General features: G+C 69.3%; 12 protein-coding genes. 5 read left to right on the forward strand and 7 right to left on the reverse strand.

Going from position 1 to position 13,255, the window contains the following annotated elements; all coding sequences use genetic code 11:
* Positions 1-68: 68 nt before the first annotated feature.
* A complete protein-coding gene (gene dtd / locus ABQ039_RS17500; protein WP_166773082.1) occupies positions 69-509 on the reverse strand; it encodes a D-aminoacyl-tRNA deacylase in 441 nt (146 codons plus the stop codon).
* Between dtd and ABQ039_RS17505 the strand changes: the two genes are divergently transcribed.
* The gene (locus ABQ039_RS17505) at positions 508-1,524 is read left to right on the forward strand and encodes a lauroyl acyltransferase (protein WP_349778390.1); all 1,017 of its coding nucleotides are present in this window, start codon (positions 508-510) and stop codon (positions 1,522-1,524) included. The genes dtd and ABQ039_RS17505 overlap by 2 nt on opposite strands.
* A gap of 54 nt (positions 1,525-1,578) precedes the next feature.
* Here the strand turns inward: ABQ039_RS17505 and ABQ039_RS17510 are convergent, their stop codons facing one another.
* Positions 1,579-2,100, reverse strand: coding sequence for a GNAT family N-acetyltransferase (locus tag ABQ039_RS17510; protein ID WP_016902496.1), 522 nt, complete (start codon positions 2,098-2,100; stop codon positions 1,579-1,581).
* Positions 2,101-2,344: 244 nt separating this feature from the next.
* Here ABQ039_RS17510 and ribA point away from each other — a divergent pair, with 244 nt between their 5' ends.
* The 3 genes from ribA (at position 2,345) to ABQ039_RS17525 (ending at position 5,595) form a co-directional block, all read left to right on the forward strand.
* The gene (ribA, locus tag ABQ039_RS17515) at positions 2,345-3,478 is read left to right on the forward strand and encodes a GTP cyclohydrolase II RibA (RefSeq protein ID WP_115511691.1); all 1,134 of its coding nucleotides are present in this window, start codon (positions 2,345-2,347) and stop codon (positions 3,476-3,478) included.
* Positions 3,479-3,616: 138 nt separating this feature from the next.
* Positions 3,617-4,093, forward strand: coding sequence for a PH domain-containing protein (locus ABQ039_RS17520; protein ID WP_349778409.1), 477 nt, complete (start codon positions 3,617-3,619; stop codon positions 4,091-4,093).
* On the forward strand, positions 4,090-5,595 hold the full coding sequence (locus ABQ039_RS17525) for a PH domain-containing protein (RefSeq protein ID WP_104575557.1): 1,506 nt from the start codon (positions 4,090-4,092) through the stop codon (positions 5,593-5,595). The genes ABQ039_RS17520 and ABQ039_RS17525 overlap by 4 nt, the downstream gene beginning before the upstream one ends.
* A gap of 87 nt (positions 5,596-5,682) precedes the next feature.
* On the opposite strand, the gene ABQ039_RS17530 is transcribed toward ABQ039_RS17525, so the two are convergent.
* On the reverse strand, positions 5,683-6,741 hold the full coding sequence (locus ABQ039_RS17530; RefSeq protein WP_184632661.1) for a CDP-glycerol glycerophosphotransferase family protein: 1,059 nt from the start codon (positions 6,739-6,741) through the stop codon (positions 5,683-5,685).
* On the opposite strand from ABQ039_RS17530, the gene ABQ039_RS17535 reads away from it, so the two are divergent.
* Positions 6,742-7,566, forward strand: a complete 825-nt coding sequence (locus tag ABQ039_RS17535) for a glycosyltransferase family 2 protein (protein ID WP_226427530.1) — start codon at positions 6,742-6,744, stop codon at positions 7,564-7,566.
* Between the two features lie 122 nt (positions 7,567-7,688).
* Here ABQ039_RS17535 and ABQ039_RS17540 read toward each other — a convergent pair whose 3' ends face one another.
* The 4 genes from ABQ039_RS17540 to fmt all read right to left on the reverse strand — a co-directional run bounded on the left by ABQ039_RS17540 (position 7,689) and on the right by fmt (position 13,123).
* Positions 7,689-8,966: an O-antigen ligase gene (locus ABQ039_RS17540; RefSeq protein ID WP_228911136.1), complete on the reverse strand. Its 1,278-nt coding sequence runs from the start codon at positions 8,964-8,966 to the stop codon at positions 7,689-7,691.
* Between the two features lie 153 nt (positions 8,967-9,119).
* Complete coding sequence (locus tag ABQ039_RS17545; protein ID WP_349778391.1) at positions 9,120-10,841, reverse strand: glycosyltransferase family 39 protein; 1,722 nt, start codon at positions 10,839-10,841, stop codon at positions 9,120-9,122.
* Positions 10,842-10,889: 48 nt separating this feature from the next.
* Entirely contained in the window at positions 10,890-12,200 is a 1,311-nt protein-coding gene (gene rsmB, locus ABQ039_RS17550; protein WP_179465088.1) for a 16S rRNA (cytosine(967)-C(5))-methyltransferase RsmB, read from the reverse strand.
* Complete coding sequence (gene fmt / locus ABQ039_RS17555; RefSeq protein ID WP_349778392.1) at positions 12,200-13,123, reverse strand: methionyl-tRNA formyltransferase; 924 nt, start codon at positions 13,121-13,123, stop codon at positions 12,200-12,202. The genes rsmB and fmt overlap by 1 nt, the downstream gene beginning before the upstream one ends.
* Positions 13,124-13,255 lie beyond the last annotated feature (132 nt).

The following is a 13,255-nucleotide window of genomic DNA, read 5'->3' on the forward strand; positions in this document are numbered from 1 at the left end:
CTAGCATTATACCAGCGTGAAGCCCGGTCTGCCGGATTCAAGACAGGACCGCTGGTGGACGTGGGTTTCTAGGGTCTGAGAAGGAAGGTCACCGGGCCATCGTTGACCAGGTCGACAACCATATGGGCACCAAAGCGCCCGGTTTCCACCCCGCCGCGATGTTTTTGCCGGCAGATCGCCACCAATTGATTGAACGCCCGTTCAGCCTCCAACGGCGGCGCGGCCGTGCTGAAGCCGGGGCGATTGCCGGAACTAGTGTCTGCGGCCAGGGTGAACTGGCTGACCAGCAGCAGGTCGCCGCCGGTGTCGGTGAGTGAGCGGTTCATCTTGCCGGCGTCGTCGGCGAACACGCGGTAGCCGAGCAGGCGCTCGGCCAGGCGCCGGATCTGCGCGTCGCTGTCGCCGGGTTCGACCCCGACCAGAGCCAGCAGCCCGGGACCGATCTGCCCGACGGTCTGCGCATCGACCGTGACGGCGGCGCGGGTGACACGTTGGATCAGCGCAAGCATGGGCACTCTCCGGCAGCAAACTGTGCCGCGCAGCATGCCCAGCACGATTGGCACTGTCACGCGCGGGTCATCGCCGGCCGCGCTGTTTAGAATTGCGCGGATGAAACCCGATGTTCGCGCTCGCCTGCTCTACGCTACCGCCGCCACCGTGGGCCGCCTGCCGTGGCCGTTGCTCAAACGTGTTGCCGACGCGCTGGCCTGGAGCTGGCGCAAGCTCAATGCGCGCGAGGCGCGCGTGGCACGCCGCAACCTGGAACTGGCGTACCCGGAACTGGATGCCGGCCAGCGCGCGCAGCTGCATGCGCAGGTGCTGCGGTCGACCGCGCGGCAGACGCTGGAAGTGCTGCGCACCTGGACCCGCCCGCCGGCCGAGAACCTGGCGCGGCTGCAACGCAATGGCCAGGCGCTCTACGATGCCGCACTGGCTTCCGGGCGTGGTGTCATCGTGGCCGCGCCGCACTTCGGCAACTGGGAGCTGCTCAACCAGTGGCTGTCCGAACGCGGGCCGATCGCCATCGTGTATCGCCCGCCCGAATCGGACGCGGTGGACGGCTTCCTGCAACTGGCACGCGGCGGCGACAACGTGCGCCAGGTGCGTGCCGAAGGCCCGGCGGTGCGGCAGTTGTTCAAGGTGCTCAAGGACGGTGGCGCGGTCGGCATCCTGCCCGATCAGCAGCCGAAAATGGGCGATGGCGTGTTTGCGCCGTTCTTCGGCATCCCCGCCCTGACCATGACCCTGGTCAACCGACTGGCCGAGCGCACCGGCGCGATCGTGCTGTATGGCTGGTGCGAACGTGCCGGTAGCGACCTGCAATTCGCGTTGCATGTGCAGCCGGCCGACCCGGCAGTGGCCGACGCCGACCCGGTGCGCGCGGCCAGCGCGCTCAACGCGGGCATCGAACAGATCGCCCGGCGCGACCCGGCGCAATACCAGTGGACCTACAAGCGCTACACGCTGCGCCCGCCGGGCAGCGGCGAGCCCAATCCGTATGCGACCGAGCGGCATCCGCACTGACGCCGGCTGACTGAAGACGGATCCGCCTGCGCATGGCGCGGCGTTGCCGGCGGCTCAATCGTCGTGCGGATCGGCCGGCGTGGCGAGGATGCGCTGATAGAACGCCAGGTCCAGCCAACGGCCGAACTTGAAACCGGCCTCGCGCACGGTGCCGGCATGGGTGAAGCCGAACTGTTCGTGCAGGGCGATGCTGGCCTGATTGCTGGCATCGATGCCGCCGACCAGCACATGCACGCCGCGCTGCTCTGCCGCCGCGATCACGCCCTGCAACAGCAGGCGTCCGAGCCCCTTGCCGCGGTGGTCGCGGTGCACGTAGATCGAATGCTCCACGCTGTACTTGAACGCCGGCCAGGCGCGGAAGGTGCCGTAGCTGGCGAACCCCATCAGGCTGCCGTCGGCAGCTTCCACCCCGATCACCGGAAAGCCGCCCGCGCGCTTGGTCGCAAACCAGCCGACCATGCTCTCCGGTGGCCGCGGCTTGTAGTCGTACAACGCCGTCGAGTTGGCGATGGCGTCGTTGAAGATCTCCAGGATGGCGCTGGCGTGGCGGTCTTCGCTGCAATCGATGAGAGACATGGGGTCCGGTGCGGGCAGAGGGTCTTGGGATTAAAAGGCATTGCCGGGCGATGAACAACGCAGCCGGCATGCAACCAATCCACGCCTGCCGCGCAACTCAAACGGCGGGCGCTGGATGCAGCGTTCCACCCGGCCGTGGCGACTGGCGCTTGCGAACCACGCGACAATGGCCGCACGCGGCAGGCAACGGCCGCGGCGGCGTCCGCCTTGAAGCGGCCGTGGCAATCCCCATCTGGAGTCGTGCATGAGCAGCCCCGTCCCCTCCCCCAGCGCGCAGGCCTTCGGTGATCCGGCGGCGATCCGTTGCGAGCGCGCCGCCTCCGAACTGCGCGCCGGCCGCCCGGTGCTGCTGACGGCGGCCAGCGGGCAGGCGCGCGCGGTGCTGGCGCTGGACAGCAGTACTGCGCAGTCCTACGCGGCCTTCGCGCGTGCGGCGCAGGGGCGGCACTATCTGTTCGTCACCCCGACCCGCGCCCAGGTGCTGGGCCTGAGCGCGCCGCAGGGCGCACGCGTGGCGCTGGTCGAACACGACTACGACCAGCTCGCTGCCCTGGCCTACCTGCGCGACACCCCGGTACCGACGCAGTGGACCCCGGGCGATGCACTGGATGCCGGCGCGGTGGAAATCGCGCGGCTGGGACTGCTGCTGCCGGCGATGCTGGCCGTGGAACTGCACGACGCGGATGACCACGCCGCCTTCGCCGGTTGCCAGTCGCTGGCACTGGACGATCTGGGCAGCGGCTGCGCCAAATCCGCCGCGGCCGGCTACGAGCTGGTCACCCGCACGCCGGTGCCGTTGCGCGGGCTGGGGATGAGCGAGTTCGTGGTGTTTCGCGGCGGGGTGGCGCAGCGCGACCAGGTGGCGATCGTGGTCGGCCAGCCCGACCTGTCGGCGGCAGTGCCGGTGCGCGTGCATTCCTCCTGCCTGACCGGCGATCTGTTCGGTTCGCTCAAATGCGATTGCGGCGACCAGCTGCGGCATGGCCTGGCCAAGCTGAAGGAACTCGGCGGCGGCGTGCTGCTGTATCTGGACCAGGAAGGCCGTGGCACCGGCATCGCCGCCAAGATGCGCGCGTACGGTTACCAGCATGCCGGCCTGGACACCATCGATGCCGATGCGCAGCTGGGCTTCGGCCCGGACGAGCGCCGCTACGGCAGTGCGGTGGCGATGCTGCGCGGCCTGGGCATCGGCCGGATCCGGCTGCTGACCAACAATCCCGCCAAGGCCGAGCGTCTGCGTGCGGCCGGCATCGCGGTGGAAGACCGCATCCCGGTGACCGGCGACATCACTCCGGAGAACGAGCAGTACCTGCGCACCAAGGCCGCGCGTGCCGGGCATGCGCTGGATGTGGATGCGCTGATTCTGGCCGCGCAGTAAGCGCCGCTGCGCCGGATGCGCCCGTCCGCGGCGCCCGGCTATGCTTGCGCACCGCTCCTGCAGGCCAACCTTGTGCACGACGCTCCACCGCCGCACCCCGAGGTCATCGTCGCTGCCGCGCCGGAACAGGCTCCGGCGGTGGACCACACCCAGTGGCAACCGCTACCGCAACGCGGTGCGTATGTGGCCGGCGTCAACGGCGCGCTGGGCGGCGGATGTGCCGGGCTGATCGCCGCCGGCGTGACCGTCACCGTGCTGCACGCCTGGCATGACTGGCCGGTGGTGCTGGGCGTGACCGTGGTGGCCGCGCTGCTGGGTGCGTGGTTCGCGGTCAAACGGCATCGGCTCACCCACTGGAAACTCGACCAGCACGGCCTGGCGCTGCAACGCGGCCATTTCTGGCAGAGCGACACGCGCATTCCGATTTCGCGCGTGCAGCACGTGGACCTGCGCCGCGGCCCGATCGAACGCGCCACCCGGCTGACCACGCTGGTGGTGCATACCGCCGGCAGCCGGCTCAACGCGGTGGCCTTGTCCGGCCTGGATCAGGGCGATGCCGAACGCCTGCGCGACCGCCTCGCCCGCCAGCTCGATCACGACGACGACGCGCTGTGAGCGCCATCGAACACCCCGGCCAGGACGAGCAGCGCCTGCATCCGCTGTCGTGGGTGTTCGTGTTGTTGCAGCAGATCCGCCAGTTCCTGATTCCGCTGGCGGCCCTGGTGCTGTTCGGCAGCCGCGATGGCAGCCGCGACTCGGCCGACCACATCGCCACCGGCGTGGTGATGGCAGTGCTGGTGGCAATCTCGGTGCTGCGCTATTTCACCTATCGCTACCGCATCGGCACCGATGGGGTGGCGATCCGCAGCGGGCTGCTGGAACGCAGCCGGCGCGATATCCCGTTCGCGCGCATCCATAACGTGGTGGTGCATCAATCGCTGCTGCACCGGCTGGCCGGCGTGGCCGAGGTGCGCCTGGAATCGGCCGGCGGCCACAAGCCCGAAGCGGAAATGCGCGTGCTGCGGCTGGACCAGGCACTGGCGCTGGAAGACCTGATCCGTCGCCGCACGCATGACGCCGATGCCGGCACGCCGCAGATCGAGGCCGACAGCAACACGCTACTGCGTCTGCCGTTGGGCGAAGTGATCCGGCTGGGGCTGATCTCCAACCGCGGCATGGTGGTGGTGGCTGCCAGCTTCGGCGTGATCTACCAGATGATTCCGCGCCGCACGGTGTCCAACTTCGTCGAACACAACGGCGAGCTGGCGTACCGCTACGTCAGCCAGATCCATCCGGGGGCGGCGGTAACCGCCGCGTTGGTGGTGCTGGGCGCCCTGGCCGTATTGGTCGCGATGCGCGCGCTGTCGGTGGCGCTGGCGGTGGCGCAGTACCACGGCTTTCATCTCAGCCAATCCGAGCGCCGCCTTACCGTGGAGCGCGGCCTGCTGACGCGCATCCGCAGCAGCGTGGCGCTGCGGCGCATCCAGTCGTGGACACTGTACGAAAGCCGCCTGCATCGCCTGTTCGGCCGTCGCCAGTTGCGGGTGGAGACTGCAGTAGCCGGCAGCGCCGACCGCGAAGGCAGCGCATTGAAGGAGCTTGCGCCGATTGCCGACCCGCAGCGCTGCGATGCCTTGTTGCAGCGCCTGCTGCCGGGGATCGCCTGGCCGCCGGCACAGTGGCAGGCGATCGCCACGCATTGCTGGTGGCGATTGAGTCTGCCCACGCTGCTGTTGCTGCTGCCGCTGGTGATCGGCCTGGCCTGGCAGTTCGGCAACCAGGCGGCGTGGTTGCTGCTGTGGTTGCCGTGGAGTGCGTTCAAGGCGCATCGCCAGGTGCACCGCATGGGCTACGCGGTGGATGCACGATTTGTCGCCGTGCGCGGTGGCTGGTGGAAACGCTGGTGGCGGCTGGCCGAGCTGGACAAGCTGCAGGCGCTGCAACTGCAACGCTCGCCGCTGGACCGTCTGTCCGGCACCGCAACGCTGTGGCTGGACACTGCCGGCGCCAGCGCGGCCGGCCCGGGGTTGCGGCTGCGCTTCGTGCCGTTGGCGCAGGCGCAGGCACTGCAGGCGCAGTTGGGTGCCGCGTTGGCGCGGCGCAAGCTGCGTTGGTGATTGGGAATCGGGATTGGGAATCGGGAATCGGGATTGGGTGAAGTGCTGATTGGCAGCGGTATCTCGTCGATGCGCAACTCGCAGTGATCAGCGTTGTGCCGGGCCCCAGTATCCGAGTTCGCGGCGGATCTGCAGGCCTCGCCACACTGCGCCCAGCGGCTTGCGCCGCAGTGGGCCGAGCTTGCCGGCGATGAAGTCCTCGGTCGCTGCGATCACCCGCTCCGACGACTGCCCGTCGCGGTACGGGTGGATCGCGTCGGCATAACGGGCGAGCGCATCGCGCAGCGACGCATCCGGCGCCAGCGCGCGCGCCAGCTGCTGCGGCAATTGCCCGGGCTGCTGGAAGTCCAGCATATGCGGCTGCGGCACGCGGTTGCGGAAGGTCACCACCGGCTTGTGCTGCACCACGAACTCGGACACGATCGACGAGGTATCCGACACCAGCACATCGGCCGCACGCTGCGCGGCCATCACTTCTTCGGGTTCGACAAAACGGGCATGCGGCCCGGCCAGCGCGCGATAGCGATCGAACAGCTCCGGCGCGCACTTCGGATGCAGCGTCAGCAGCCAGTAATGCGCACCGCGCGCGATATCGGCGGCGATCTCGTCGTAGAGCGCGGGCGCAGCGCTCAAGCGCTCGGTAAACGTGGAGCCGAACAGGATCACCGGCCGCCCGTTGGCGGGCGCGCGCAGTGCAGCGCTGCGGCCGCCATCGTCGCGGAACACCGGGTCGAGCTTGGGCCAGCCGGTTTCGACCACGGCAAAATGCCCTTCGCGCTCGGCGAGTGCACGAAACGGCGCCGTGGTGGCCGGGCCTTGCGTGCAATAAAGATCGAACAGCCCGCGCACGCGGAAGTGCCCGCGGTTGTCTTCGCGTTTCTGCACATTGAACCCATGGAATAGCTGCACCTTGGTGCCCGCAATGAACGGCGGCACCCAGTTGGCCGCGCTGAACACCGCACGCGGGCGCAACGCCAGCGCCTCGCGCAGGCCGACCTCGCGCACCTCCGGCAACACCAGCCCGCGCGCACCGCCCTCGAACCACGCCGACACGGCGTGCCCGCGGGCCTGTAATGCCTGCGCCAATGGCGCCAGAATAGGCAACGCGTAACGTTCCGTTGCGAACAGCAGGTATTGAGCCATCACATGTCCTCTTCGACCGCACCCGACGAACGGCCGCGCATCAGCGCCTGCATTATCGCGTTCAACGAGGCCGATCGCCTACGCGACTGCCTGCGCTCGCTGGCGTTCTGCGACGAGATCGTGGTGGTGGACTCCGGCTCCACCGACGCCACCGTGACGCTGGCCACCGCACACGGCGCACGCGTCCTGCAGCGCGCCTTCGATGGCTACCGCAGCCAGAAGGCGTTCTGCGTTGCGCAGGCCAGCCACGACTGGGTGCTGTGCCTGGATGCCGACGAACGCGTCAGCGATGCCTTGCGGGCGTCGATCGTTGCCGCGCGCGATGGCGGCTTTGCCAATGCCGCAGGCTATCGCTTCGCACGGCTGTCGGATTATTTCGGCCGGTTCCTGCGCCATGGCAATGCCTATCCGGATCGGGTGCTGCGCTTGTTCGATCGACGCCGCGGCGGCTGGCGCGGCAGGCGCGAGATCCACGAGGCGGCCAGTGTCGACGGTGCAGTGGTGACCCTGGCGGGTGATCTGATCCACTATCCGTACCGCTCGCTGGCGCAGCAACTGGCCAAGACCCAGCGCTACGCGCAGATGATGGCCGAACACGACCACGCCCGCGGCAAGCGCGCGACCTGGAGCAAGCTGGTGCTGGCGCCGGCCTGGCGCTTCTGGCGCGGCTACCTGCTGCGCGGCGGGTTTCGCGATGGCTGGCACGGGTTGATCTATGCCTACGTGCGCGCCAACTACGTGCGCCAGAAGACCATCATGCTGTGGCTGCTGCAGCACAACCAGCCGGTGCAGGACCCGCCGCGTGCGGACGAGCGGCGCGGCGACTGAGAGCGGTCAGCAACACGACTGCGCTCGCCGCTACGTCGGCGCAAGACGCGCTCGAAGCCGGCAGTCCACCACATCAATTCCGGTGACGAGCGAATAACCCATCGCCACCGCAAGCCCGCTTGCTAGACCTTGTCGGCCGCTCGAGCCGGGAACTCCTGCGCCTGACGCGCTGCCAGCCCGACCAGCACACCGACCATCGCCGTGTAGAAGCTGGCCGACACCTGGTGCGCAAACATCGACTGGGTCAGTCCGCACAGCGCATAGCTCACCACGATCATCACCCCGGCCGCGGCCGGTCCGCGGAACTGGCGCTGGCCGCTGCGGCGGTGCAGCCGCACGAAGATCCACAACGGCACCCCGTAGACCGCAAACAGCAGCAACAGGCCCGGTACGCCCTGGGTGGCGCCCCACTCGGCCAGATCGTTATGCGCATGGCCCAGATGGCAGCGCAGCAACCAGGTGTCGCCGGCGCACACCGGCAGCTCGCGCATCGCATCGTCGAAGCGCCCGACGCCGATGCCGGTGAGCGGATGCGCGCGCAAGGTGTCCCAGGCCACATGCAGGCGCTCGATCCGGGCACCGGCGGACGAGTCGCTGTCGCCGACCTCATAGCGCTGCAGGTCGCTCTGCAACTCGCCCAGGCGCATCTGCTGGGTCAACGCCGGCACGCTGAGCACCACGCCTACCGCCAGCACCGCACTGCCGACGAAGGTCAGCAAGCGCATGCGTGCGCTCTGCCAGGGCGCGCCCCAGATCAGCACGCCCAAGGTCACCAGCAGCGATAACCACACCCCGCGGCTGCCGCTGAGCACGATCACCACCACCGTAGCGATGGCTGCGCCCACCAGCCAACGCACCTTGCCAGGCGGGCGGCAGAACACCGCCACTACCAGCAACATCAGCGCGATATCGGCAAACACAATCGCATTGGTCCAGCCTTCCGCGCGGTCGGCACCGTTCATCACCTGCAGCATGGCGATCAACATTGCCGCGAACACGCCGGCCAGCGCGCCACGCCATAGCCAGACCTGGCGCGGCCGCAGTGCGTACGCCCACACCGCCGCCCACGGCAGCACCAGAAAGCGCGAGCGGTTGTCGACATCGCGCAGCCCGTGTTCGAACAGCACGATCGACAACAGCGACATCGCGATCACCGCCGCGGCCAACCACCCCAGCGCACGCAGCGACCAGGGGCGCATGGCAACGCCTGCGCGCAGGCTGCGCCACCCCACCAGCGAGCCAAGCAACAGGCACAGCCCGAAGGGCAGCAACCCGCTCGGCATGCTGACCACCAAGGCGGTCAACGCGAACACGCCCAGTTCGGCAATGCCCACACCTGCGGGTGACGCGATGGGGGCCGACGAGGAAAGCGCAGCGGACTGGGTGGGCAAGGAATTCATTCAGACATCGGTGGCAAGTGGGGGTGACATCGGGCGACACGCGTCAGCGACGCCGGCCAAGCTAACGATGCCCCGCATGAATCCATGCTAGACAGCGGCCGGCGACGGCATTGACGGGCCGCCGATCGCGGCAGACACCTGCGCTGTGCCGGCTCATTCGGTGTCCAGGTTGCCCTGCTCCTGCGCTTCCACTGCCCGCTGCTCGGAGCTCGCCACGCAGCTGCCGTGCACGGCATCGGCCGGTACCAGCCACCAGCGACGGCGGTTGGCCACCCCCACCATTTGGCTGCGGCTGCGGTCCACGCAGCCCAGCAGCGCGGTCTCCTGCGCCATCAGCCAACGTCGATCGGGACGCTCTGCCTGCCAGGCCACCGCGCGCTGCAGCTGTTGTTCCCACGGCACCTTGAAGCCGAAGGTCTGCGCGGGGCGGTCGGCCATCAGCAGGTTCTGCTCTTTCCAGGCCACCAGCCCGAGCTGCGCGTCCGGGCCGATCCGGCGCCCGGCCTCGCGCATCACCGCGCCCGCCGAACTGGAGTCGTTGAAGATCGGATAGCAGACCAGGCCGAACGCCACCCACCACGCGCCCAGCAGCGATGCAGCGGCAAACGCGGAGCGGCGCACCCGCAGCAGCAACAGGCTGGCCACGCCCCACAGACCGACTGCCAGCAGCAGCCAGCCGAGCGGGTCGGTGGCCTCGCTGCCGACCCCGCGGCTGTCCATGATCTTCTGCTCGAAGCCCGGGTGTCCGATCAGCATCGCCGCGCCGCCGGCAGCGAAGGCCAGCGTCAGCAGCAGCACGAATCCGAACAGCAGCCGCTGCACCCCGGCGCGGCGCAGCAGGCCTGCCGCCAACGGTGCCAGCGCCAGGCAGAACATCGGCAGCGCCGGCAGGATGTACACATCGCGCTTGCCGCTGGGAATGGTGAAGAACACCAGCACCAGCAGCCACCAGGCCAGCGGCAACAGATAGCGCGCATCGCGTCGCTTGAGCCGGCGCCACCAGGCCGGGATCGCCCAGGGCAGCACCAGGATGGTCGGCAGCCACATCGTGGCCATGCCCTTGAAGTGGTACCAGACCGGCTGCGCGTGATCCCAGGAATTGGCATAGCGCTTGGCGGTCTGGCGCAGCAGGATGTCGTTGAGATAGACGCGGTACTCGGGCTGGCCGGCGGTCAGCGCGGTCACCATCATCGGCACGAACCACAGCAGGATCGCGACGAAGAAGAACAGCGGCCCCAGCCAGAAACGCCGATCGCGCACATGCACGCGCACGCCCGGCCAGCCGCGCGCCGCCGCAATGCCGGCCGGGATCAGCATCAGCAGGGCGATGATGCCGACCCCCTTGGTGATCACGCCCAGCCCGGCGGCAAACCAGCCCAGTGTCCACCAGCGCCAGGCCGGCCCCAGCAGCAGATGGCGCAGCAACCCGTAATTGGCCAGGGTGATCCAGAACACCACCAGCGGATCGATCTGCGCCTTCTTGGCCTGGAAGGTGAAGTGCAGCGTGAACAGCAGCATCCACGCCGCATACGCGCCCACGCGCCGGGTCCACAGGCGCCGCCCCAGGTCGTACACGCAGGCCAGCGTGCCCAACGCCGCCAGCAGCGACGGCAGCAGGAACGCCACCCGCCAGTTGCCCAGCAGCGTGTAGAACAGCGCCTGCAGCCACATCAGCATCGGCGGCTTGTCCGAGTACAGCTCGTTGCCGCGATGCGGGAACAGCCAGTCGCCGCTCATCACCATCTGCTTGGCGACCAGTGCAAACCGCGGCTCGTCCGACGGCCAGGGGTCGCGCAATCCCAGGCCGGCACCGATCACCAGAACGGCGGTGATGGCCAGCAGCCAGAAATCCTTGGAAGCACGAGTCTTGAGCATGACGGGCGGCAATGGATGCGAAGGTGGAGCGCCGGGGTCGGCGCGCGGTCAGGACGCTTTTAGCAAAAGCGCGTAGAAAAAACCGTCGCAGTGCTGCTCGCCGGGGAAACGCTGGCGTCCGGCGCCGGCCGCATGACCGAATTGCGCACCCAGCGGCTGCGCCTGCGCGTCGGCAGTGCGTTGCAGGAATGCCTGTACCTGCGCCTGGTTCTCGCGCGCCAGCAGGGAACAGGTGGTGTAGAGCAGCTGCCCGCCCGGTCGCAGCGTGCGCCAGGTGGCATCGAGCAGACGCGCCTGCAACGCGCACAAGGCGTCGATATCGTCGGCACGGCGATGCAGCAGCACGTCGGGCTGACGGCGCACCACGCCGGTGGCCGAACACGGCGCATCCAGCAGCACCGCATCGAACGGCTGGCCGTCCCACCATGCGGCGGTATCGGCTGCGTCAGCGGTGTGCAAGGTCACCTGCGCGCCCGGCACGGTGCGCTGCAAGGTCTGCTGCACCCGCTCCAGCCGGCGCGCATCCACATCCAGCGCGGTGAGCTGCAGGCCAGGATGACGTTCCAGCAGATGCGCGGCCTTGCCGCCGGGCGCCGCGCAGGCATCGAGCACGCGTGCCGACGGCGCCAGCGCCAGCGCATCGGCAACCTGCTGGGCAGAGCCGTCCTGCACCGAGACATCGCCGTCGGCAAAACCCGGCAACTGGCTCACCGGCACCGCCCCGTGCAGACGCACCGCATCCGGCAACAGCGCATCCGTGTCCGCGCCGATGCCCAGCGCGGCCAGCCGGGCGACATAGCCGGCCGGGTCGATCCGCGCGCGCTGCACGCGCAGCCACATCGGCGCCATCTGTGCGCTGGCCACGAAGATGCGTTCGGCCTGCTCGCCCCAATCGGCACGCAGTTGCTTGCGCAGCCAGGACGGCCAGCCCGCATCGGCGGACACCGCCGGAAACCCCTCGCGCTGGGCGCGCCGCAGGATCGCGTTGACCATGCCGGCCTGCCGCGGCCGGCCCAGCGCGCGGCACGCGTCCACGGTGGCCGACAAGGCCGCATGCGCGGGCAGCTGCAGCACGTCGAGCTGGGCGAAGCCGGCCATCAGCAGCGCTTTCAGTTCCGCATCGCGCGGCGGCAACGGGCGTTCCAGCCACTGCCGCAATGCCACGTCATAGGCCGGGCGGCGGCGCAGCACCGCAAAGCAGATCGCCTCCACCAGCGCGCGGTCGCGTGGATCATCAAGACCGGGCAAGGTCGCGGCCAGTTCGGCCTTGAGCGAGCGGCCCTGGTCGAACACCGCCGTCAGCACCCGTGCTGCGGCCAGACGCGAGCCGACGCCGGCGGTTGCGGTCTCTGCCGACATCAGCGCAGCGCCGGCAGGTCGCGGCGCGCGTTGAGGTAGTCGGCAGCGGTGATCGCCTTGCCGCCCTCGCGCTGCAGCACGCGCACCCGCAGCGCGCCCTGCCCGCAGGCGATGTCGATGCCCTGCTTGCTGGCGGCGAGCAGGGTGCCCGGCGCCTGCTGATGGGCCAGCTCCAGCGCCACCGCACCATGCAGGCGCACGCGCTCGCCGGCCAGGACCGCCTCGGCCACCGGCCATGGATTGAACGCGCGTACCCGCCGCGCCAGTTCCTGCGCCGGCTGGGTCCAGTCCAGCCGCGCCTGCGTCTTGTCCAGCTTGTGCGCATAGGTCACGCTCTCGGCCGGCTGCGGCTGCGCCACCGGGCGGATGCCGGCACGCAGCAGGCCCAGGCCATCGGCCAGCACCTGCGCGCCCAGCGCGGCCAGGCGATCGTGCAGCTGCCCGCCGGTTTCCTGCTCGCCGATGGCCAGCCGCTGCGACAGCAGCACCGGGCCGGTATCCAGCCCGGCTTCCATCTGCATCAGGCAGACGCCGGTTTCGGTATCGCCGGCCTCGATCGCGCGCTGGATCGGCGCGGCGCCACGCCAGCGCGGCAACAACGAGGCATGCACGTTCCAGCACCCATGGGTTGGCGCGGCCAGCACTGCCTTGGGCAGGATCAGGCCGTAGGCCACCACCACCATCAGATCGGCATTGAGCGCGCGCAGCGTGGCCAGGGCCTCCGGCGAGCGCAGCGTCTGCGGCTGGAAGACCGGGATGCCGCGCGCAATCGCCTCCAGCTTGACCGGCGACGGCGTCAACCCGCGGCCACGGCCGGCCGGCCGATCCGGCTGGGTGTAGACCGCCACCACTTCATGCCGCTGCGCGGCTGCGCGCAACGAGGCGACGGCAAAATCCGGCGTACCGGCGAATACGATTCTCATAGGGCGGGGATTCGGGAGTGGGGATTTGGGAGTGGCAGTAGCGGCGGCGGGAAAGCGGGGATTCGGGCATCGGGATTCGCAGCAGGGGCTTGGGCAACAGCGCAATGGCAGGCCAATCCCATATCCCAGGTC

The sequence above is a fragment of the Xanthomonas sp. WHRI 6108 genome, assembly GCF_040202385.2.
Taxonomy (GTDB): domain Bacteria; phylum Pseudomonadota; class Gammaproteobacteria; order Xanthomonadales; family Xanthomonadaceae; genus Xanthomonas; species Xanthomonas arboricola.

Coding starts and splice junctions, on each gene's coding strand:
- dtd (WP_166773082.1), bottom strand. CDS start 509: ATGCTTGCGCTGATCCAACGTGTCACCCGCGCCGCCGTCACGGTCGAT.
- ABQ039_RS17510 (WP_016902496.1), bottom strand. CDS start 2,100: ATGTCTCTCATCGATTGCAGCGAAGACCGCCACGCCAGCGCCATCCTG.
- ABQ039_RS17545 (WP_349778391.1), bottom strand. CDS start 10,841: ATGCTCAAGACTCGTGCTTCCAAGGATTTCTGGCTGCTGGCCATCACC.
- fmt (WP_349778392.1), bottom strand. CDS start 13,123: ATGAGAATCGTATTCGCCGGTACGCCGGATTTTGCCGTCGCCTCGTTG.
- ABQ039_RS17535 (WP_226427530.1), top strand. CDS start 6,742: ATGTCCTCTTCGACCGCACCCGACGAACGGCCGCGCATCAGCGCCTGC.
- ABQ039_RS17505 (WP_349778390.1), top strand. CDS start 508: ATGGGCACTCTCCGGCAGCAAACTGTGCCGCGCAGCATGCCCAGCACG.
- ABQ039_RS17540 (WP_228911136.1), bottom strand. CDS start 8,966: ATGAATTCCTTGCCCACCCAGTCCGCTGCGCTTTCCTCGTCGGCCCCC.
- rsmB (WP_179465088.1), bottom strand. CDS start 12,200: ATGTCGGCAGAGACCGCAACCGCCGGCGTCGGCTCGCGTCTGGCCGCA.
- ribA (WP_115511691.1), top strand. CDS start 2,345: ATGAGCAGCCCCGTCCCCTCCCCCAGCGCGCAGGCCTTCGGTGATCCG.